Below are 21,079 nucleotides of genomic sequence, written 5' to 3'. Positions count from 1 at the left end.
GGCGAACTCCTGATCAGTAGAACCATGGCATCACGTAGGGAAAGCCGAGCGCAACCAGAACCAGCAGGGCGACGACCCAGAAAATGAGCTTGTAGGTGGCGCGTACCCGCGGGATAGCGCAGGCCTCGCCCGGCTTGCAGACTTGCGCCGGGCGTAAAACGCGCCGCCAGGCGACGAACAGAGCCAGCACTGCGGTGCCGAGAAACAGCGGCCGATATGGCTCCAGCGCCGTTAAATTCCCGATCCAGGCCCCGCTGAAACCGAGCGCGATCAGGAGCAGCGGCCCCAAGCAGCAGGTGGAGGCGAGGATTGCGGCGATGCCACCGGCAAAGAGCGCACGGCGCCCGGCTTGCAGTCGTGACATGCGTTTTTCCTTTCTTAGTAGGTAGGGATAGCGTAACCTTACTTCCGTACTTATGTACGGAGTCAAGCGATATGCGGAGCGGATTGGAGAGCCTGACCATCGGCGCCTTCGCCAAGGCGGCTGGTGTCAACGTGGAAACGATCCGGTTCTACCAGCGCAAGGGGCTGCTGCCAGAGCCAGATAAGCCCGCCGGCGGGATTCGTCGCTATGGCGAAACGGATGTGGTCCGGGTGCGCTTCATGAAATCGGCGCAGCGGCTGGGATTCAGTCTGGAAGAAATCGGTGAACTGCTTCGCCTGGAGGACGGCACCCATTGCGAGGAAGCGAGCAGCCTAGCCGAGCGCAAGCTCAATGACGTGCGCGCAAAGCTGGCCGACCTGAGACGCATGGAGGCCGTGCTGTCCGAACTGGTGGGCGCCTGTCATGCCAGCCAGGGTAACGTATCCTGCCCGCTGATCGCAGCGCTGCAAGCGGGATAAGTGCGCCAAAGGACGTAGTGGACGCGGGCTACGCTGCCCCAGTTCGTTCCGGCTTCTTTTGTACGGCTTCGGCGCAGCCAGCCTCATATGCCCCGTATCGAGGGGCAAGCGACCTAGTCGAGTCAGACATCGTCGGGGGGACAAAGCGGCACCAGCGGGCGCAGCGCTTGCAAGGCGCGCTTGTGCTGTAAGATCCAGTCGTACATTCCTCTACGACGCCCTCGGCTTGGCCAACGAGGGGCGGCCCAGTGGTTGGATACGACAATGTGGCGCCGTGTAAGTGCCATGCCGGTGTTGGCCCTGCCCGAGAACGGTCGTGAAGTCGTAACGCCGGTGAATTGCGGGTTCAGGCAGCGCTAGGCCAACGCACCTCCGGAAGCGATCGCAGCGGGCGGAATTTTCCATCTTGGAGCTTTTGGCTCTGACGCCACACGTAGTCGCCGGTCAGGTTGATGTGTTCCCAGCCGAGCGGCGACAGGTACGAAAACAGGGACGGATCGATGGGCATGCCGCGCTCCACCAGCGCCTGCACGGCACGTTCAAGGTAGACCGTGTTCCACAGGACGATGGCCGCGGTGACCAGGTTCAGTCCGCTGGCACGGTAGCGCTTCTGTTCGAAGTTGCGATCGCGGATCTCGCCAAGCCGGTAGAAGAACACGGACCGTGCCAAGGCGTTGCGCGCTTCCCCCTTGTTGAGCCCCGCATGGGAGCGCCGACGCAGTTCCAGGTCCTGCAGCCAGTCCAAGGTGAATATCGTCCGCTCGATGCGGCCGAGCTCGCGGAGGGCGACCGCCAGTCCGTTCTGTCGCGGGTAGCTGCCGAGCTTGCGCAGCATCAGCGAGGCGGTGACCGTGCCCTGCCGGATCGACGTCGCGAGGCGCAGCACCTCGTCCCAGTGCGTGCGAATCAGTCTCTCTTTGTACGCGCCGCCGATCATAGGGGCCAATGCCGGATAGTCGTCAGGATTGCCGGGGATGTACAGCCTTGAGTCCGCGAGGTCGCGAATGCGCGGGGAGAACCGGAACCCGAGCAGATGCATCAGGGCGAAGACGTGGTCCGTGAAGCCGTTGGTGTCCGTGTAGTGCTCCTGGACCCGCAGGTCCGACTCGTGGTACAGCAGGCCGTCGAGCACATAGGTGGAGTCACGGACGCCGACGTTCACCAGCTTGGAGTGATACGGCGCGTACTGATCCGAGATGTGCGTGTAGATCATCCGGCCGGGCTCCGAGCCATACTTTGGGTTGACGTGGCCGGTGCTTTCGGCACGGCCGCCCGCCTTGAATCGCTGGCCATCCGACGATGAGGTGCTGCCATCGCCCCAATGGGCAGCGAACGCATGGGCGGACTGCGCGTTGACCAGATCCGCCAGGCCCTGAGCATAGGTCTCGTCCCGAATATGCCAGGCCTGCAGCCAGGAGAGCTTGGCGTAACTGGTGCCCGGGCAGGATTCCGCCATCTTCGTTAGCCCGAGGTTAATGGCGTCGGCAAGAATGGTCGTGAGCAGCAGCGTCTTGTCGGCGGCAGGCTCACTGGTCTTCAGGTGCGTGAAATGCCGGGTAAAGCCGGTCCAGCCGTCGACTTCCATCAGCAGTTCCGTAATCTTGACGCGCGGCAGCATGAGCGCGGTCTGATCGATCAGGGTCTGCGCTTCCATCGGGACGGCCGCATCGAGCGGCGAGATCTTCAGGCCCGACTGAGTGATGATCGCGTCCGGCAGCTTGTTGGCGGCGGCCAACCGGTTGGCGGTGGCCAGCTTCAGTTCAAGCAGCCCGCGCCGCTCGCTCAAGTAGCGCTCGCAATCGGTGGCGATGGGCAGGGGCAGCAAGCGGCTCTGTCTGAGTGCGACGAATTTCTCGGCGGGCAGCAGGTACTCATCGAAATCCTTGAACTGGCGCGAGCCCTGGACCCAGATGTCGCCGGAGCGCAGGCGGTTTCTGAGTTCGGACAGCGCGCACAGCTCATAGTAGCGACGATCGATGCCGTTCTTGGTGCGTACCAGTGGCTCCCAGCGCTTCTTGATGAAGGAGGTCGGCGCGTCGGCCGGGACTTTGCGCACATCGTTGACGTTCATCGTCCGGATCGTATCGATGGCAGCCAGACTGCCGCCGTGCGGCCTGATCAAATATTGCGGCGCCATCAACATTGCGTGGCGCTGGTGCCGACTCTACTAGATTAAAGCGTATCGCCCGTAGGGCGGTGAGCGCTGCGAGTTGTACTTCCAGCAAGTTTTGCGCCCGGCCGTCCTTCGCTGCTGCTGGCCGACTGCGCACAAGTCGGCGACGTTGCAAGGCGGCGTTTGCCTGAAGCGACGCAATCAGGATGTCAAGGCGGGAGAGGTTAATGATGGCTAGATGATTGTTAGGCATGATGCATGAAGGCGAGGTCCGATAACAAAGGCACGCTGGCCGACGGTCAAACTGGCGGCGACTCCGCCGCCAGTTCGCCGCATTCCGCTACCGAATGAGCCGACCCAGCTACCATAGTGCTCCCGGCTGCGCCAGCCGCGCGGCAGGCTCAATCCGATCAACGCAAGCCCTGCGACGGCCCCAAATGCCGCCGCCGCGGAATTTCCGCCGCTGAGCACCCACGGTGCGATGACCAACCAAGCGCCAAAGCCGACATTGATCCAGCGCAGTAACCTTGCTACCTCTGCGAGCGCGGCCACAGCGACAACAATTACGAGCGCACCGATCAAATGATCGCTGTCCGCTAACGGCGGAATGGTGCCAAACAACAGGCGCGTGAACATCAGCGCGATGCCAACTCCGACACACGCAACCAGTGTCCAGGGCCATTGCACACCACGCAACGCCGACGCCATCGCGTCGGACAATGCGCTATCGAAACCGGGACGCCGGTCGCGCTGGCTTCCTGGCGAGGCGCCGCCCACGAAGAAGAGGCGAAGTACCGGCTCGCCGCGCCGATGCGCTTGTCCCAGAAACTGACCCATTGCAACCAGTTCATCCAACGTATAAGGGATCATCAGCGTCATTGCGCCCGCAGCGATCAGGCACAACGTGCACCAGGTCCCGATCACGATTGGCTGGATAATGATGAAATAGATGCTCACCACGCCAAGGGGCACGACGACGATCCCAAATGCCGCCACCATCCAAGGCATGGTGCGCCAACGCTGGCGCCCACCCATCGCGCCCATCAACACCTCCAGCAGATAACTGACCGCGCCAAGGCCACCGTCCGGAATCGGCCAGGACCGGGACACGGCGGAGGTAATAATGGTTTCCGTCCCGTTTTTTTGCGCGTCAGGAGAAAAGAACGGCTCCCAAACCGCCGCCGCATGGCCGAGTTGATACGCCGTGAGCTGGCGTGCGATCAGGAACCCGAACAGGGCCAGCCCGATAATGGGCAGCCGCTGCAAATAGGTGGACGGCGAGTACGTCCACCCGACCGGCAGATCGGACTGGTCCTTCATCGACGCCATGCTCATGCCTGGCATCATGGGTACGAGGATGGCAAAGGCGATGAGGAAGCCGCCGACGATCACATCGTTGTTGTAGACGGCCGGGGACGGCGCCCAGAACACCAGTGGCGCGAACAGCAACCAGAGCCCGACACAGGCGTTGCCCCACTGCGCCCATGAAAAGCGACGCGAAAGAGACAATGTGGCGAAGCCCATGATCAGGCTGCCGCTGGCCATGTCGCTCCAGCCCAGCCACGTCATGCGCAACGCAGGGGGCGCAAGACCGCGTTCTGCGGTCACTTGCATTACCAGCGTGCCAAACTCCCGAGTATCAAAGGCGCCCAAGACAAAAGGGCTTGTGAGTAACCAGGCACCAAGCAAGATGTTGAGATAATGCGCCCATAACAGGCTGTAATGGGCGTCGCGCATATGCTGCGCGTGCTCGTGCTCGTGCTCGTGCTCGTGCTCGTGCTCGTGCTTAGCGGCGGAGCCGCTGATTTCCGGCGCGCCCTTGACGGTCACGCTGCCGTGTCGCACCACGGGGTGATGGTCGGCGATGATGGCCGTGTTTAGCCGGTTAGCGCGATACCAACTGACCGGGTCCTGCTTCAGCGCCGCGATGATGCGAGGCATCGTTTCTAGAATTCGGCGCTCAGGCCGCCAATTTAGCCTCTCGCGCGCGCTGGCGCTGTCCACTTCATAATGATCGCTTGCCAGGCATCGCAGTTCCGGGTCAGAGGCGTCACCGACATTTCGCGCATGCTGGCAGCGTGAGTAAAGGCGCGCCCCGACGCCGGCCTGCGGCCGCATCGCTTCGCCCGGGCCATCCAGTGCGTGCAAAATTGCTGCCCGCAGTTGCCTTGGTGTCACTGCCTCCTCCTCGGCAAGCACTAACGACAACTTGCAAGGCAACTGGCCGCGCGCTGCGACAGCGTGCGCGACCGCCGCTGCCGCGTCATCGACGTGCAGGAACACATGGGCGGTGTCCGGATGTGCGTCGGCCCGGGCGACAAGGCTGGACTCGTAGCTTGCCGCGATCTGCTGCACCAGGAAAGCGTTATGACCGAGATCGTCGTAGAGCGGCGCGAGCCGCAGCATCAACCGCGGTACGGCGCCGAGTTCGTGCTGGAGCAGGTGCTCCGCCCTGATCATCATCGCCCGCAATGGCGATTTGGGATCGATGGGCGAGGCTTCATTGATCGGATTGCCGGGTTGCGACGGGGCATGGACTAGCAAGGTGCCGGCCAGCACGAATTGACCCACCGCGCACCGCAGCAATTCAACAATGATGCGTTGCAGGTTGCCGACAAGGTCGAGTTCCGCCGCGATCCGCTGCACGCTGCCGTCCGCATTGGGCGCGTCTTCCATCTCGCTGACCACATAGACGACCGACGTTATAAGCTCGCCGTGACCGGCTATCACCGCATCGAATGCCTGCGCCATATCTTTTTCACGTGTCGCGTCGATGCGAAGCGCTAGCGCACTGGGGAACGCTGCGGCAAGGTCTTCGCCATCGAGCGCGACCACACGGTATTGCTGCAACAGGCGCGCCACTACGGCGCGGCCGAGCAGCGATCCTGCCCCCACTACCAAAATCGTGTCCGTGCTATGTGCCAACGCCGACTCCTTGCCGGGGTGTTATCTGACTATCATGAAGAGACCGAGCAGGCCAGCCACGGCGGCCACACCGATCGCTGCGGACACTTGCCAGCGATGCACGCAGATCCACCACTGCGCACTGGTTGACTTCGCTTGATTGTCAAAGCGGCCATGTGCTGCAAACAAGCCCACGACCGGTACAAACAGGTTATCGGCCCGATCGGGGTGGGCGGGTTCCTGGGTCTGCTGTGCCTCATAGGCCTGTCTGGCCGCCACACGATCACCCAGGCCTGGGAAAAATCGACTGGACAGAATGGTTTTGGCGGCTGGCCAGCCCACCCATACCTCGCGAGGGCCGTGCGTGGCTGCCCAGACAATGGCCTCGCCGGCGATTTCCGGCTGGAATATTGGCGGCACTGGTTGGGCACGGCGTGGCAACTTGCTGCGGCACCAATCGAATTGCGGCGTATTGAACGCCGATAAATGCACCATCGTCAGTCTCACCGACGAATGATCGTGAACGAGTTCCGAACGCAGGGAATCGGTAAAGCCACGGATCGCCGCCTTCGCCCCACAGTATGCTGACTGTAGCGGGATGGACCGATAGGCCAGCGCCGAGCCGGTCTGCACAATACAGCCATGATTGCGCGCCGACATGCGTTTCAGCGCGGCCAACGTGCCATGCACCGCGCCCAGATAGACCACTTCCGTGACGCGGCGATACTCGGCCGCCGTTGTTTCGGCGACCGGCGCAAACACGGTCGTCGAGACATTGTTCACCCAAATCGTGATCAGTCCCAGTTCGAGCTCAATGCGCGACGCTGCTGCCTCCACCTGCTGGGCATCGGCGACATCGACGGGGATGCCCAGCGCCAGGATCCCCAGGTCGCGCAATTCGCTACAGACCCGGGCCAGGCGATCCGGCTCTCTTGCCAGGATTGCGATCCAGTCCCCGCGCTGCGCAAAGGCCCGCACGGCAGCGAGCCCCACGCCTGCGGTGCCACCGGTGACGACAACAACGTTGGGCGGATGCATTCAGGCCTCCCCGCGTTGCTGCGCTTGCTGAATGTCCAGCGCAGCCTGGATCAGTGCCAGATGGGTATAGCCTTGCGGATAGTTGCCCAGCAGCGCCTTGCTATCCGGGTCGATCTCTTCCGCGAATAAGCCGAGATCGCTGGCAAACGAGCAGATGTGCCGAAAGAGTTTGATCGCCTCCTTGGCCCGGCCTTGTCGGGCCAGGACTTGTACCAGCCAGAAGCTGCAGATGGCGAGGGTCGCCTCTTCTCCTGGCACGCCATCGTGGATGCGGTACCGATAGACCAGCGAATCCTTGGTGAGATCCCGCTGAATGCGGGCCACGGTTGCTTTCACGCGCGCGTCAGTTGGGGGGAGAAAGCCGGTCAGCGGGATCAGTAGCGCGCTCGCATCCAAAGCTGGCGATCCGAAACTTTGCGTGAACGCGCCAGTCCCGTGGTGAAACCCCTGCCCCTCGATGACGCGACGCAGCGCGTCCCGTTCGAGCTTCCAGACAGCAACGTTTCCGTCGAGTTGCCCAGCCTGTGCCAGCGCAATGGCACGGTCCAACGCGACCCAGCACATCAGCTTGGATGATACGAAATGCTGGGGCACCCCGCGCGTTTCCCAGAATCCTTGGTCCGGCTCACGCCAGCGCGCCGCGGCGGCGTCGGCTAGCCGGGCGAGCACGCGCCGCATTGGGGCGGACAGTGTCATTGGCATGCCCTGTTGGCACACCCAGGCCGCGTCGAGGACATGCCCATAGACATCCAGTTGCACCTGTTCCGCCGCCGCATTGCCGATACGCACCGGACGGGACGCACGGTACCCGTCAAGATGGCGAAGCTCCTGCTCAGGCAGGTTCGGGCTGCCATCGATCCGGTACATGATCTGCAGTCGTTTGAGATCGCAAAATCGCTCGATCCAACGAAAGAAGTCCATTGCGGCCTCGTGATGGCCCAGCGCCATCAACGCGCGCAGCACCATGGCCGAGTCGCGCAGCCAACAAAACCGATAGTCCCAATTGCGGCTGCTACCGATCCACTCCGGCAGCGAGGTGGTTGGCGCCGCCACCAGTGCTCCGGTCGGGCCAAACGTCAGCAACTTGAGAACACAGGCGCTGGTGCGCACTTCTCGTTCGAAGGGACCGCGATAGGTGCATTGCTGCTGCCACTCGCCCCAATGTCGTAGGGTCTCATCAAGGACCGCCTGGGGGTCGTGCACAGGCCGGTCCGGCCCGTCTTGTTGGAAGGACGCAATCGCCCACAGCGGCGCGCCGGGCCGCACGATGGCCACGCCTTTGGCGCGGTGCGCTTCGGTCGCCAGCGGCAGCGGCGGCGAACATACCAGGCTGAGACGTTGGTGTTCGCATACAGCGGTCACGCCATGCGAACCGACTTCCCATTGGTGGGGCTTGCGCGCATAGTCAAAGCTCGGACTGAACACTAGTTCCACCCTCACCTCGCCAACGGTCGCCTCAATGCGCCGCAACAGCCGATGGCACTCGGGTGAGTCATGGTCCAGCCGACTGCGTGCGAGACGCTCGCTATGCATGAAGTCGGTCAGGCGAAGGATCCCGCCGCTGGCTTCAAACATGGTTTCCAGTACGCCCCCTGGGACCCGGTAATAGCGCGAACTGATCGCACGACCCGTCGGCCGGATTTGAAAGTAGCCTCCTCGGTTAGCATCGAGCAATCTGCAAAATACGGCGCCGGCGTCAAAGTGCGGCATACAGCACCAGTCGATGGATCCCGACGTGCTCACCAACGCCACGCTATGCGTGTTGCCAATGACGGCATAGTCGGCAATGGGCGGATACCTGGGGTTGGTGAACACTCCGTCTCCTTGACCCTCGCCACGCTGGCAACACGCGTTGCCGAGGTCGGGATCCTGGCTTACATCTGGCGCTAGCGCGGGAAAGAACTACAACGCGCTATGCCTGCCGTTACACGGCTCAAGTTCGCGGCGTGCCATGGCTTCACCACCCGAGCCGCGCGTTGCCGTCCAAGATCGAGTCGTTGGGCTACCTGGATCTACGCCATGGCGCGACAGACCTGCGCGCACTCCTGACAGGCACGTGCGCACTCTTGGCAATGCTGCGCTTCGTGCTTGGCGCACTCCGTCCCACACTCTTCACAGACCTTCGCGCACAGCGCGCATATCGCGCGCGCGTACTGGCTGTCGCGCGCCATCATCGCCGCGGCATAGGCACATGTTTCGGCACAGTCCAGGTCGAGTGCGATGCAGCGTTTCATGGCCTCAACCTCTGGCTCACGCAGACAAGACGCAGCACAGTGATGACAGGCGACTGTGCAGGCGTGACAGGCTTCAATACAAGATAGATAGTTTTCATGTGGCATGGCAAAGCTCCTAAAGAAATTCGACCAGCGTTGCGAGACGCCGCCAAATTGAGAGCAATTCGCGCGCCACAGGAAGCAGACGACAGCATGGGAGCGACTGCCTTACAGGAGCATTACGCGACGATGACGAAACCGGTGACAGCACATGTTTTGGCCAGGCTGATGACGCTAAAGGAGCTTTTGCTTCGACGTGGCGCGCACTATGCTAAGTGGACGTTTCACCATTGCGCGAGGAGACAACGTGTTCGAACGCCCTAGCGATGCCATGCTTCGCCCCGTCTCACTGAGCCGCCGCCGACTGCTGGGAAGTCTGATCGCCGGAGGCGGCTTGGCGAGCCTGGGCGCGTATCCACGCGCCGTTTGGGCCTTGAAGAGCCAAGGCTATCCGGTCGTGCTGACAGGGACCACGTTTGACCTGGCCATTGGCGCGACGCCCATGTCGTTTACCGGCCGTATCCGGCCTACCACCAGTGTGAACGGCTCCATCCCCGCGCCGATTCTGCATTGGAAGCAAGGCACCGAGGTCACGCTGCGCGTGACCAACTTGCTCGATACCCAAACATCGATTCACTGGCACGGCATCTTGCTGCCGTTTCAGATGGACGGCGTGCCCGGTATCTCCTTTCCCGGCATCGGGCCGGGCGAGACGTTCGTGTATCGCTTTCAAGTGCGGCAAGCCGGCACCTATTGGTACCACGCGCATACCCGTTTTCAGGAGCAGACCGGCTTGTACGGACCGCTGGTCATCGAGCCAATGCATCCAGACCCGATCAAGGTCGATCGCGACTATGTCGTGATGCTCAGCGAATGGACGGATGAAAACCCGGAAATGGTGTTCGCGAAGCTCAAGAAGATGAGCGACGTCTATAACTTTCAGATGCCGACGGTGGGCGACTTTGCCCGAGATGTGTCCGAAATGGGGCTGTCCGAGGCCTTGGCTAAGCGCGCGATGTGGAACCAGATGCGAATGAATCCGACCGATTTGGCCGATGTTTCGGGAGCCACTTTTACCTACCTGATCAACGGCACGCCCGCAGATAAAAATTGGACAGCGATCGCTAAAGCCGGGGAGCGCGTGCGGTTGCGCTTTATCAACGGCTCGGCGACCAGCAACTTTGACGTCCGAATTCCCGGCGTGAAGATGACGGTGGTATCGGCTGATGGGCAGGATGTCGAACCGGTACCGGTGGATGAAATCCGCATTGCCGTCGCCGAGACTTACGACGTAGTGGTGCAGATGCCGGACGATAAGGCGCACACCATCTTTGCTCAGTCGATCGATCGCAGCGGCTACGCCAGGGCGACACTTGCACCGGAAGTCGGGATGGAAGCCGACGTGCCCAAGCTCGATCCGAAGACCTGGCTCACCATGGCCGATATGGGCATGGGCGACATGGCGGACATGGATATGGGCAGCATGGAAATGGGGGCCATGAAGATGGATCAGAAACCATCCATGGCCATGGATCGCATGGGGATGGAGTCCATGGGTGGCGCACCCACGATGCAACCAATGACGCCGGAGGCGGGCATGGGCGCCATGGGGGGCATGGGGGGGCATGACATGTCGACCATGTCCGGGCCAGCGAAGGACGCCCATGCCGGAATGGCCGGCATGGACCACGGCAAGTCCGACGCGAAGCCGGGGATGCAGAAAACCGGTGGCGAGATGGGGCATGACATGGGCAAGATGGGCAATATGCCTGGCATGGGGCCACAGGTCGACATGCGCTCGATGAACCCTTCCCGCTCGCTGTCGGATCCGGGGCCAAGACTGCGCAACAACGGCAGGCGAGTGTTGACCTACGCGGACCTTAAAACGCTCGGCCCGGTGATCGACAAGCGCCCGCCCAGCCGGGAGTTGGAACTGCACTTGACCGGCAATATGCGCCGTTTCATCTGGGGCCTCGACGGCAAGAAGTTTTCCCAAGCCGAACCGATCCGGCTCTACTACGGGGAGCGCCTGCGCATCACGCTGATCAACGACACCATGATGAACCACCCGATGCACCTGCACGGGATGTTCAGCGAGCTGGAAAATCACGAAGGCCAGGCGCTGGTCAGAAAGCACACGATCAACGTCCAGCCGTCCAAACAAGTCAGCTTCCTGGTGACGGCCGATGCGCCGGGACAATGGGCCTTTCATTGTCACTTGCTTTACCACATGGAAGCCGGCATGTTCCGCAAGGTCGTGGTCGCATGAGCGGGTTGAACCTCGCCAACGCCAGGGAGATTGACGTGCCCAACCACCGTCTCATCCTTCTCGCAAGCCTGGCTCTCTTGGCCAGCGTGCAGTGCCACAGCGTGGCGGCGCAGACGATGGCGCCGATGCCAAGTATGACACACGATACGCCGATGCCAGGCATGGCGCACGATGCCCCGATGCCACCAAAGACCGCAGCTCCAGCCGGGAAGCCAGCGCCAAGCCATCCCGCAGTCAGTCCGACAGAATCTGCCTCAGTGCCCGGCGGCGCGAATGCGATCATCCAGGTGAATGAGGCCCCGGTGCCGATGGCAGATCCGAACCGAGGCATTCCCATGCCTGGGGATACGATGGCCGATAACGATATCTACTATCAGGTGCTATTCGATCGCCTCGAGTACGTCAAGGCACCCGGCGGCTCTGGACTGGCCTGGGACATGCTCGCCTGGGTAGGACGGGATCTGAACCGGTTATGGGTCAAGTCGGAAGGCACGCGTCTGTATGGCAACACAGAGGATGCCAGAGCTGAGGCACTGTGGGGACACGCCTTTGCGCCGTTCTGGGATTGGCAACTGGGCGTGCGCCAGGATTTCGGCAATGGGCCGCCGCGGACCTGGGGCGCCTTTGGCGTGCAAGGCCTGGCGCCTTATTGGTTTGATATCGAAGCCACGGCTTATCTGGGGTCGTCGGGACGCGCTGCCGCCCGAGTGCGGGCTACCTACGATATTCGCTTCACCCAACGTCTGCTGTTGACGCCGGAGTTCGAGGCGAACGCCTATAGCAAGGCAGATGAGGCGCGAGGCATTGGCAGCGGCGTGTCCGAGTTCAAGCTTGGCTTGCGACTGCGATACGAGATCCGTCGCCAGTTCGCCCCCTACCTAGGCGTGGTGTGGGGCAAGAAGCTGGGCAATACCGCGGATTTTGCGCGTGCTGCCGGAGAGCGGACCACCGACAAGCAAATCGTTGCCGGCGTGCGAATCTGGTTCTGAACCCATTTGAGACGCCGGCCAGGTTCAAGCCCGCTGCTGGTTAACCGCCAACTTACTGTGCGATTACATTTCGTATCACGCCTGCGAAGGCCGCGCGCGGGAAAATAGAATGGTCATTATGACGCACGTGCAAGCAGCCATAGGGGGGCCCCGTTTGATGGGGCATTAGTCTGCGTCCTCTCCGCGTGCCATGCTGGCGCGCGTGGCACACGTCGCCGGCCAACTCAGGAAAGGACCCATGAAAGCCGGAAAGCTGCTGGTCCTGCTCGGTGGCGCGGCAATGGGCATCGCGCCCGGTGCGATTGGCGCCATTCAAATCGGCTGGGAGCCCAGGCAAGAGCTCAGCAGTAACTGGTGGCTGCAGTGCGGTGGCGTGCCGGCTCCTGCCGCGCCCGCGATGTGGCCTGCCGTGGACCATGAATGGGAAAGCAGGTCGCTGGACTGTACAGCGCAGCGGGACAAGGAAACCCCGCAGTATGCGCTTGCCGTGAACCCCCGGCACCGCTTATTCAAGCACGGCAACGGCGCCGCGGCGCCATCGAATACTGCCAAATCTAAGCCGTCGCGAGAGGCGAAGCGACAAAACCGTGACTGCGGCCAGCCCCGACCGGCGCCACCGCAATAGTCTAGACGTTCCCCCTTTTTCGGTACGCGCTTTCCGCGTGTGCCAACGCAGTCTCAACCTGTGCCACCGAGCCAAAGGAGATCTCGAAGATGAAAAGCAAACTTGTCGTTGCAAGCCTGATTGCCGCGGTATCGCTTACTGCCGCCGCGACCGATTTGAGCACGGTCGTGAAAACCTATGAGCTCAAAGACGGATCAAAAGTCCACGTTTTCAAAGACGGCAAGATGGGCATGGAGAACAAGTACGGCAAGTCCGTCAGCATGCCAGAAGGCAAGGTCATGGAGACCAAAGACGGTAGCAAGATCCTGATGAAGGGCAATGAGGTGTTCCGTCTGGACGACGCCCTCATCAAAGGTCACCGCGAAGGCGGCTAAGCGGGCGACCTGACACGGGCTCTGAGCAAGCGGGCGCCGTGCAGTGCCCTTGCTCGGAGCCCGTCCGGGCCGCTTGCCATGCTCAGCGTCACCCACGCGGCCCGAGCGATGAGCGAGCGCTGCATTATTTCTCAGCGTACACGGACACGCTAAGCGACCGAGAGGCCTGCAGTGTCAGGGCATGGCGACCATGAGCAGGGATGCGCAGCGATACCGGGCGCGTTCCGGGCATCGCGTGTCCGGCGTCATCCTGGGAAATCACTACGGTGACCTCGGCTGGCTCGTTGCGGGGATTGTCCAAAACCAGCACACACCCCTCCCCCGCACCAAGTGTTCGGCGCCAGGTCGCGTTGACCCGCGCCCCGACGTCGATCAGCCACTCCGTAGGGCGCGGCTCGGCCAGGCCACCGGGCACGAAAGCGGCAGGACCCCGATCAAGATCCAAAATGGGGGCGTGCGCCAACGCAGAAGCGCTAAGACTAACAAGCAACGCCGATAAGCCGGTTCGGATCAGATTCAATCGAAGTCTCCCTAAAAAAGAACTGGACGCAGGCTGTCTTCGTGGGATCTGACGGCCAGCATCATGACGCGGCATGCCACCTGGCACCTGGAAAGAACGGGGCGCTCCTGTTGACCCAAGGCGGCAACGCGATTGATTCTAGGGCGGCCGGTCTGTCACAGAGATTACGAGAACATGACAAGACATCATCCCGCCATCGCGCACTCTCCTGTCGTCTACTTCCCATTAGCCCAGCGCGAGCGCATGCCTGCTAACTCCGTGGGAATGGGCGACCGCTGCGCGCTGCACAAGTTGCATCCGCCCCAACAATGTAACCGGCTTGCAATGTCGCAGTAAGCTTGGTCTCACTAGACTTCAGTGCCTATCGAATACCAATAACGTGGCGAACTGGAGACGCTATGAAAAGAAGAAAGATGACCGCCGCTGGCATGCTGCTGGGGTCGCTGTCATTGGGGGCTTATGCGCAGACGAGTGTCACGCTATACGGCGTCGCCGATGTCGGCATCGAATATTTATCGAATGTGCCATCGTCGAGCGGCGGCACCAACCAGGTGCGCATGTCGGCCGGCAATATGTCGACCTCGCGTTGGGGCTTGCGGGGTACGGAAGATCTCGGCGGTGGCCTCAAAGCGGTGTTCGAACTGGAGAGCGGCTTCGCCCTTGATACCGCGCAGTCGAGTAGCGCCGGCCGGTTATTTGACCGGGGCGCACTGGTCGGGCTGTCCAGCCCATATGGTCAGCTGACCCTTGGTCGCCAGACCACGGTGCTATACGACACCGCCATTCAGTTTGATCCGATGGGTTTCGCGCCGCGATACTCGCTTTTCAAGAGCGACGATACCATTGCCGGTCGCGCGGACAATTCCGTCAAGTACAAGGGCACGTTTGGCGGCGTGACCGCCATGGCACTGTACAGCTTCGGCCGCACTGGCGGCGGCGAAGTCCCCGGCGAGCTGAAGGTGGACCGGGAGATGAGTGCGGGTCTGGTGTATTCGACTGGACCGCTTTCCCTGGGCGCCCTGTACGACGAGTACCAGGGGTCAACCGTTGCATCGCAGGGGCAAAAGGACCGGCGCGCGTTAGTGGGGATCAGCTATGGGATCGGACCAGCAAAGCTGTATGCCGGATATCGTTGGCTCAACGGAAATATCTCGAGCGCGGTAAGCGCAATGCGCTCCAACTTGTATTGGGCAGGCCTGCGTTATCAGCTGACCTCGGCGCTGTCGCTCACCGGCGCAGCGTACTATACCGATGTGCGGGGTTCCGGCGCCGATCCGCTGATGTTCGTGGCCTCGACCGATTACGCGTTTTCCAAACGCACCGACATGTACTTCAATGTCGGCTATGTCCGTAACAAAGGTGGCTCACAGTTGGGCTTGAACGGCTTTAACGCCAGCAGTGGCGCGCCGGTCAATGTCGTGCCGGGCGACAACCAGACCGGTGTCGTGCTGGGTCTACGCCATAAGTTTTAAGCAAAGCCGCCTGAATACCTGTTGATCCGGCACACAAATAGGGGACGTTCTCGAGAGGGTTAGTCAGATGATGCATGACAAAATCGACTCGAGGACGCTGTCGGTCGACGCGTTGAACGAGCGGCGACGGCGAGCGGTGAGAATGCGGCTTCAAGGCGTGAGCGTGAACGAGGCGGCGGCGCAGTGCGAGCTGACGCGCGCGACGGTGAGTGCGGCATTCAAGGCGTATGAAGCGGGCGGCTGGAAGGCGGTGGACACTACGCGGCCGGGACGACCCCGCGGCATTGGACGCACGCTGACGGCCGAGCAGGAGAGTGAAGTGCTGCGCCTGATTCGCGACCGTACGCCCGATCAGATGAAGATGGGGTACCCGCTGTGGCAGCGCCAGGCGGTGGCAAAACTGATCCGCGATCGCTACGGCATCGAACTCGCTGCACGCACCCTAGGTCTTTACCACGAACGCTGGGGCTTCACGCCGCAGAGGCCGATCCAGAAGGCCTACGAGCCGCCAGCGGCAGTGAAGAAGTGGCTCGATGAGGAGTATCCGGTCATTTTAGCGAGCGCCAAGGCAGAAGGCGCCGAGATCCATTGGGGCGATGAGACCGGCTTGCGCAGCAACGACGTACGCATGCGCGGCCATGCTGCGCAAGGCCAGGCGGCGGTGGTACGGGCGAACAACGAGTGCCATGGCTTGTCGGTCATCTCCAGCGTTACCAACCAGGGAACGATGCGCTGGAAGATATTCGACGGCGCGCTCAATTCCGACATCCTGATCAAGTTCGTGAAACGGCTGGTCAAGGGTATTAAGCGCAAGGTCTACCTGATCCTGGACAATCTGCGCGTGCATCACAGCAAGCCCGTAAAGGCGTGGTTGGCCGAGCACAAGCACGAAATCGAAGTCTTCTACCGGCCAAGCTACAGACCCGAACTCAACCCCGGACGAGAGGGCCTTCGCCGACCTCAAGCCGGCCGTCACAACGCTGGCGCCGGCGCGCACCAAGCTGCAACTGGTCAAGGCGACGTCCATGTACCTGTGAAGGTGTCAACGACAGCCCGAGCGGACCAAAAGCGAGTTTCGAGCCCAAACCGCTTCGTGATGCCGCATGAGATTCTAGATACAATGCCGGATCAATAGGTTGAACGGTCCTTTTACCGAAGGACCACTAGCCACGGCGCCGCAACGCCGTGGCTATTTTTATGCGGCGACGCGCTGGAGGCCAACCGTCTAGCTCCGGGCGGCGTTTCGCTGGCGGGGAAACGTCAAAATGAAGCGCGTAGTGCCTTCCGACGATTCCGCCGAAATCTGGCCCCCGTGCGCAAACATGATGGCTTGCGTGATGGAGAGACCCAGTCCCACGCTTTCGGACTCCGCACGGGTCCTTGATTTGTCGGCACGGAAAAAGCGGTCGAATAGCGATGGCAGCAACTCGGGACTGATTTCCTCGCCCTCATTCTCGACTACGATCGACGTGCTGCCGCCCTGCTCGCGCGTCTCGACCCGGATCTCTTTGCCGGACGGCGTATAGCGTAGAGCGTTCGAGAGCAGATTGCTGAGCGCTCGGCGTAACATCAGACGGTCGCCGGTAATTTTCGCCTGCCCATCAAGCCGTAGATTGACGCCCTTGTCCTCTGCCAGCGCGTCGTAGAATTCGAACAGCGCCTGTACTTCATCAGCCACGTTGATCGCTTCCTCATTCGGCAGTGTGATGCCGTGCTCCATCTTGGCCAAGTACAGCATATCGGACACCATGCGCCCAAGCCGCTGCAATTCCTCGGCATTCGAGGCCAGGACCTCTCGATATTTGGCGGCATCTCGCGGCTGCGATAGCACGACATGCGTCTGCGTCATCAGGTTGGTGATGGGCGTGCGCAGCTCATGCGCCAAATCGGAGGAGAATTCCGAGAGCCGCCGAAAATCATCCTGCAGTCGCTCCAGCATCGCGTTTAACGTGATCGCCAGATCTGCCATCTCGACCGGCACGGCTTCGACCGGCATGCGCGCATCCAGTTTGTTCGCGGTGACGCCCTTGGCGCGTGAGGCCATCATGCGCAGGGGTGCGAGCCCGCGTCGCGCCGCCCACCAACCAAAGAGACCGCTGGCGAGCACCGCCAATGTGGTATAGAAGGCCAGCGAACGACGAAATGCATGCATGAAGTGCGCGTGGATTTCCGTGTCCATGCCGACCACGACGCGCAAAGGTGCAATGCGCGGGTCAGCCGCACCAACCTGCGCGCGCATGCCGCGATACTCCTGCTCGCCTTGCTGCCAGACGAAGGTATTGTCACGCGCCAATTCGCGCGGAATCGCCTCGAAAGCAATCGCAAAATCGAAGTCCTTGGTCGCATACAGCTTGTGGCCTTGTGCGGTCTGCACCTGCGCGACGAAGCCAGGATGGTGATCGACCATTTCCCGAAGCCGCTGGGGCAAGCGCTCGGCCGGCGTTTCCTGCGCGATCTTTTCGATCAGGCGAATATTGTCGCCGAGCACCACATAATCCTCGGTGGCGAAGTGGCGGTCCATCGCCAGCCAGATGAGAACGCCCAAGCCCAGCAGCACCACGGCAGAGCAGAGCGAAAACAGGATGGTCAGACGCATCGTCAGGGACAGGCGATGCGTCATGCCTGCTCCTCCGGCGCTTCCAGCACGTAGCCCATGCCGCGCACGGTCTGAATCAGCTTAATATCAAAGTCATCGTCGATCTTCGCCCGCAAGCGGCGAATGGCCACATCGATCACGTTGCTATCGCTGTCAAAGTTCATGTCCCAGACCTGGGAGGCAATCAACGAGCGTGGCAGCACCTCGCCGCGCCGGCGAGCGAGCAACTCCAGCAGCGCAAACTCCTTGCTGGTCAGCGTGATGCGGCGCCCGGCCCGCGACGCCCGGCGCCTGCCCAAATCCAGCACCAGATCGCCCACCTGAATGCGGTCCATCGCTAGCTGTACAGTACCGCGCCGCAATAGCGTACGTACGCGCGCCAGTAGTTCCGAGAACGCGAATGGCTTGACCAGATAGTCGTCAGCGCCCAACTCCAACCCCCTGACCCGATCGGCCACGCTGTCGCGGGCGGTCAGAAATAACACCGGAACCGGGTTGTCCGCGGCGCGGATCGTCTGCAAAATACGCCAGCCATCGAGATCGGGTAGCATGACGTCGAGGATAATCAGGTCGTACGCTTCGTTAAGCGCCAAGTGCTGTCCGTCCAGCCCGTTGGCGACCAAGTCGACCACGAATCCTGCCTCGGTCAGCCCCTGGCGCAGGTACTCGCCGGTCTTGGATTCATCTTCTACCACCAGCAGCTTCATCTTCGTGCCCTCCCCCTCGTCTTTCGGATTATGTGCCCGCCTGTTGGACCGGCTCTAATACGGGGTAGTCTACCGAGACGCTCTGTGGGTAACCCAGACCTTACCGGAATGTAATGTTTGGGTAAGTTGACGGTAGCCTCGCTGTCGTTACTCTCTTGCTGCCGCCTTCCGACGCGGCCATTCAAGCAAAAAGGACTATTTCATGCGACGTGATCGACCGTCTGGCCTTGTGCTGCCTAATCTGCCGCGCCGCCGTTTTGTACAGGGTCTGGCCGCCGGTGGCGTGATGGCGGGGCTGTCTGGCTTGGGCGGTGCGGCCTGGGCTCAGCCGTCAGGCCGACCGGCAGATGTCTTATCCGGCACAGCACCAGTGCTGCGCGGGACCGACTTCGACCTCGTGATCGGCGAGTCGGTGGTCAACTTCACCGGGACGCCACGCGTCGCGACCACCATCAATGGCATGTTGCCGGGGCCGACGCTGCGCTGGCGTCAAGGCGAAACGGTGACGATTCGGGTCACGAACCGGTTGCGCGAGCACACGTCGATTCATTGGCACGGGATCATTCTGCCGTTCGAGATGGACGGCGTGCCGGGGATCAGCTTTGCGGGCATTGCGCCGGGCGAGACCTTCACCTACCGCTTCAAGGTCGACCAGATTGGTAGCTATTGGTATCACTCGCATTCGGGCTTCCAGGAGATGACCGGCGTGTATGGCGGCATTGTCATCGATCCAGCCACCGGCGTGGATGGCGTGCGAGCCGATCGCGATTATACCGTGCTGCTCTCGGATTGGACCGACGAAGATCCGATGCGCGTGCTCTCGAAACTGAAGGTTCAGAGCGACTACTACAACTATAACCAGCCGACGGTTATCGATTTTTTCCGCGACGTCTCCAGTGAAGGGATGAAGAGCGCGCTCGCTAAGCGCAAGATGTGGAACGAGATGCGGATGAGCCCGACCGATCTGGCGGATCTCTCGGGCGCCACGCTGACTTACTTGATGAACGGCGTCACACCGGCCGGCAACTGGACCGGCGTGTTTAAGCCGGGCGAGAAGGTTCGTCTGCGGTTTATCAACGGCGCAGGCAACACGTTCTACGATGTGCGCATTCCCGGCCTCAAGCTTAAGGTCATCCAAGTCGATGGACAGAACATCGAACCGGTAACCGTCGATGAGTTCCGCTTCGGCCCGGGCGAGACCTGTGACGTGCTGGTCGAGCCGCGCGACGAGGCCTATACCATTTTCTCGCAGTCGATGGATCGCACCGGCTATGCCCGCGGCACCCTGGCAACTCGAGCCGGGCTGGCGGCACCGGTGCCCGCCGTGGATAAGCCGCAGTGGCTCACCATGGCCGACATGATGGGCAGTATGGGAGGCATGGGCGGCATGGATCACAGCGCCATGGGCGGAATGAGCCATGGCGGCATGGCCATGCAAGGCATGGACCACGGCTCGATGGGCATGCAAGGCATGAACCATGGCGCTATGGCCATGGATCACAGCCAGCATGCCATGGGTAGCATGTCGGGGGGCATGGCGACCGATGCGTCGCTGAAGGTGCCCAGCACCAAGGCGCGCCACGCCAAGACCGAGTATGGCGCCACCACCGATATGCGCGTTGACATGGCGCGCACCAACTTGGACGACCCGGGCATCGGTTTGCGCGACACCGGGCGCCGCGTCCTGACACTGGCCGATCAGCACACCATTGGCGGTCCGTTGGACAAACGCGGTCCCGGGCGCGAAGTGGAACTGCACTTGACCGGTAATATGGAGCGTTACTCGTGGTCCATCGACGGGGTGGAGTTCGGAAATTCGACGCCGGTGCACTTTAAGTATGGCGAGCGGCTGCGCGTCATTTTGCACAACGACACCATGATGACGCACCCAATGCACATGCATGGCATGTGGAGCGAACTCGAATCGCCGGATGGCGCCTTCCTCGCGCGTCGACACACGATCGCGGTGCAACCGGCGCAACGCATCAGCTTCCTCGTCACCGCCGACGCCTTGGGCCGGTGGGCCTGGCATTGCCACCTGATGTTGCACATGGACGCCGGGATGTTCCGCGAAGTGGTGGTGGCCTGACCCTAACCGATATGCACATGGAAAAACCAACAAGAACAGTACTTGCCGCCGTGCTTGCTTCCGCTGGCATGAGCGCAGCTTGGGCCCAGCACGCCCACACCGAAGCGGTTCCAACGCAAACTTCGTCGCCCGCCGTCGCGGAAAAGGCGAAGTCCATTCCGAAAGCAAAGTCTTCGGGCAAGGTTGGCGGCACCGCTGCCACCGACGGCCAGATGCAAGGCATGGACTCGATGCAGGGCATGGACCACAGCCAGATGCAAGGCATGG

Annotated in this window: 14 protein-coding genes and 3 pseudogenes; 9 read left to right on the top strand and 8 right to left on the bottom strand. The window is 61.7% G+C overall.

The features are described 5' to 3' along the window. Window positions 1-13 precede the first annotated feature (13 nt). Window positions 14-364: a mercuric ion transporter MerT gene (gene merT, locus CBM2594_RS26420; RefSeq protein WP_062799386.1), complete on the bottom strand. Its 351-nt coding sequence runs from the start codon at window positions 362-364 to the stop codon at window positions 14-16. A 71-nt stretch (window positions 365-435) separates the two neighbouring features. On the opposite strand from merT, the gene merR reads away from it, so the two are divergent. Then, a complete protein-coding gene (gene merR / locus CBM2594_RS26415) occupies window positions 436-843 on the top strand; it encodes an Hg(II)-responsive transcriptional regulator (protein WP_062799388.1) in 408 nt (135 codons plus the stop codon). Window positions 844-1,189: 346 nt separating this feature from the next. Here merR and CBM2594_RS26410 read toward each other — a convergent pair. The 5 genes and pseudogenes from CBM2594_RS26410 to CBM2594_RS26390 form a co-directional block, all read right to left on the bottom strand. Then, window positions 1,190-2,941, bottom strand: a pseudogene (locus CBM2594_RS26410) (Tn3 family transposase); the annotation flags it as partial. A 249-nt stretch (window positions 2,942-3,190) separates the two neighbouring features. Further along, the gene (locus tag CBM2594_RS27060; protein ID WP_116359820.1) at window positions 3,191-5,881 is read right to left on the bottom strand and encodes a vitamin K epoxide reductase family protein; all 2,691 of its coding nucleotides are present in this window, start codon (window positions 5,879-5,881) and stop codon (window positions 3,191-3,193) included. Window positions 5,882-5,902: 21 nt separating this feature from the next. After that, complete coding sequence (locus CBM2594_RS26400; RefSeq protein ID WP_053821783.1) at window positions 5,903-6,898, bottom strand: SDR family oxidoreductase; 996 nt, start codon at window positions 6,896-6,898, stop codon at window positions 5,903-5,905. Then, window positions 6,899-8,713, bottom strand: a complete 1,815-nt coding sequence (locus CBM2594_RS26395; RefSeq protein WP_053821782.1) for a glycoside hydrolase family 15 protein — start codon at window positions 8,711-8,713, stop codon at window positions 6,899-6,901. A gap of 197 nt (window positions 8,714-8,910) precedes the next feature. Next, the gene (locus tag CBM2594_RS26390; protein WP_259394605.1) at window positions 8,911-9,132 is read right to left on the bottom strand and encodes a four-helix bundle copper-binding protein; all 222 of its coding nucleotides are present in this window, start codon (window positions 9,130-9,132) and stop codon (window positions 8,911-8,913) included. 370 nt (window positions 9,133-9,502) lie between these two features. Here CBM2594_RS26390 and CBM2594_RS26385 point away from each other — a divergent pair, with 370 nt between their 5' ends. From CBM2594_RS26385 to CBM2594_RS26360, 6 genes and pseudogenes are all read left to right on the top strand, one after another. After that, window positions 9,503-11,440 carry a copper resistance system multicopper oxidase gene (locus tag CBM2594_RS26385; protein ID WP_053821781.1) on the top strand — a complete coding sequence of 646 codons (1,938 nt, stop codon included), beginning with the start codon at window positions 9,503-9,505 and terminating at the stop codon, window positions 11,438-11,440. Continuing rightward, complete coding sequence (locus tag CBM2594_RS26380) at window positions 11,437-12,429, top strand: copper resistance protein B (RefSeq protein ID WP_223819835.1); 993 nt, start codon at window positions 11,437-11,439, stop codon at window positions 12,427-12,429. The genes CBM2594_RS26385 and CBM2594_RS26380 overlap by 4 nt, the downstream gene beginning before the upstream one ends. Before the next feature lie 238 nt (window positions 12,430-12,667). Next, window positions 12,668-13,054 carry a hypothetical protein gene (locus tag CBM2594_RS26375; protein WP_144200242.1) on the top strand — a complete coding sequence of 129 codons (387 nt, stop codon included), beginning with the start codon at window positions 12,668-12,670 and terminating at the stop codon, window positions 13,052-13,054. Window positions 13,055-13,143: 89 nt separating this feature from the next. Beyond that, window positions 13,144-13,428, top strand: a complete 285-nt coding sequence (gene copK / locus CBM2594_RS26370) for a periplasmic Cu(I)/Cu(II)-binding protein CopK (RefSeq protein WP_053821780.1) — start codon at window positions 13,144-13,146, stop codon at window positions 13,426-13,428. Window positions 13,429-14,346: 918 nt separating this feature from the next. Further along, window positions 14,347-15,420: a porin gene (locus tag CBM2594_RS26365; RefSeq protein WP_053821779.1), complete on the top strand. Its 1,074-nt coding sequence runs from the start codon at window positions 14,347-14,349 to the stop codon at window positions 15,418-15,420. A 70-nt stretch (window positions 15,421-15,490) separates the two neighbouring features. Further along, a pseudogene (locus tag CBM2594_RS26360) lies at window positions 15,491-16,527 on the top strand (IS630 family transposase). Window positions 16,528-16,645: 118 nt separating this feature from the next. Here CBM2594_RS26360 and CBM2594_RS26355 read toward each other — a convergent pair. Then, a complete protein-coding gene (locus tag CBM2594_RS26355) occupies window positions 16,646-18,040 on the bottom strand; it encodes a heavy metal sensor histidine kinase (RefSeq protein ID WP_053821778.1) in 1,395 nt (464 codons plus the stop codon). Then, window positions 18,037-18,723 (bottom strand): heavy metal response regulator transcription factor, encoded by a 687-nt coding sequence (locus tag CBM2594_RS26350; protein WP_053821777.1) that lies wholly within the window; start codon window positions 18,721-18,723, stop codon window positions 18,037-18,039. Before CBM2594_RS26350 ends, CBM2594_RS26355 begins: the two co-directional genes overlap by 4 nt. A gap of 202 nt (window positions 18,724-18,925) precedes the next feature. Here CBM2594_RS26350 and CBM2594_RS26345 point away from each other — a divergent pair, with 202 nt between their 5' ends. Both CBM2594_RS26345 and CBM2594_RS26340 read left to right on the top strand, forming a co-directional pair. Beyond that, window positions 18,926-20,812 carry a copper resistance system multicopper oxidase gene (locus tag CBM2594_RS26345; RefSeq protein ID WP_053821776.1) on the top strand — a complete coding sequence of 629 codons (1,887 nt, stop codon included), beginning with the start codon at window positions 18,926-18,928 and terminating at the stop codon, window positions 20,810-20,812. 17 nt (window positions 20,813-20,829) lie between these two features. Continuing rightward, window positions 20,830-21,079 (top strand): annotated as a pseudogene (locus CBM2594_RS26340) (copper resistance protein B); the annotation flags it as partial.

The sequence above is a fragment of the Cupriavidus taiwanensis genome (assembly GCF_900249755.1).
GTDB lineage: Bacteria > Pseudomonadota > Gammaproteobacteria > Burkholderiales > Burkholderiaceae > Cupriavidus > Cupriavidus taiwanensis_D.
The sequence above is the reverse complement of the archived record's forward strand: the minus strand, read 5'-3'. Positions and strand labels throughout refer to the sequence as shown.

Excerpts from the sequence above, each read along its gene's own strand:
- merT (WP_062799386.1), bottom strand. The coding sequence starts at position 364 with ATGTCACGACTGCAAGCCGGGCGCCGTGCGCTCTTTGCCGGTGGCATC.
- merR (WP_062799388.1), top strand. The coding sequence starts at position 436 with ATGCGGAGCGGATTGGAGAGCCTGACCATCGGCGCCTTCGCCAAGGCG.
- CBM2594_RS26400 (WP_053821783.1), bottom strand. The coding sequence starts at position 6,898 with ATGCATCCGCCCAACGTTGTTGTCGTCACCGGTGGCACCGCAGGCGTG.
- CBM2594_RS26390 (WP_259394605.1), bottom strand. The coding sequence starts at position 9,132 with ATGAAACGCTGCATCGCACTCGACCTGGACTGTGCCGAAACATGTGCC.
- CBM2594_RS26385 (WP_053821781.1), top strand. The coding sequence starts at position 9,503 with ATGCTTCGCCCCGTCTCACTGAGCCGCCGCCGACTGCTGGGAAGTCTG.
- CBM2594_RS26380 (WP_223819835.1), top strand. The coding sequence starts at position 11,437 with ATGAGCGGGTTGAACCTCGCCAACGCCAGGGAGATTGACGTGCCCAAC.
- CBM2594_RS26375 (WP_144200242.1), top strand. The coding sequence starts at position 12,668 with ATGAAAGCCGGAAAGCTGCTGGTCCTGCTCGGTGGCGCGGCAATGGGC.
- copK (WP_053821780.1), top strand. The coding sequence starts at position 13,144 with ATGAAAAGCAAACTTGTCGTTGCAAGCCTGATTGCCGCGGTATCGCTT.
- CBM2594_RS26365 (WP_053821779.1), top strand. The coding sequence starts at position 14,347 with ATGAAAAGAAGAAAGATGACCGCCGCTGGCATGCTGCTGGGGTCGCTG.
- CBM2594_RS26355 (WP_053821778.1), bottom strand. The coding sequence starts at position 18,040 with ATGACGCATCGCCTGTCCCTGACGATGCGTCTGACCATCCTGTTTTCG.
- CBM2594_RS26350 (WP_053821777.1), bottom strand. The coding sequence starts at position 18,723 with ATGAAGCTGCTGGTGGTAGAAGATGAATCCAAGACCGGCGAGTACCTG.
- CBM2594_RS26345 (WP_053821776.1), top strand. The coding sequence starts at position 18,926 with ATGCGACGTGATCGACCGTCTGGCCTTGTGCTGCCTAATCTGCCGCGC.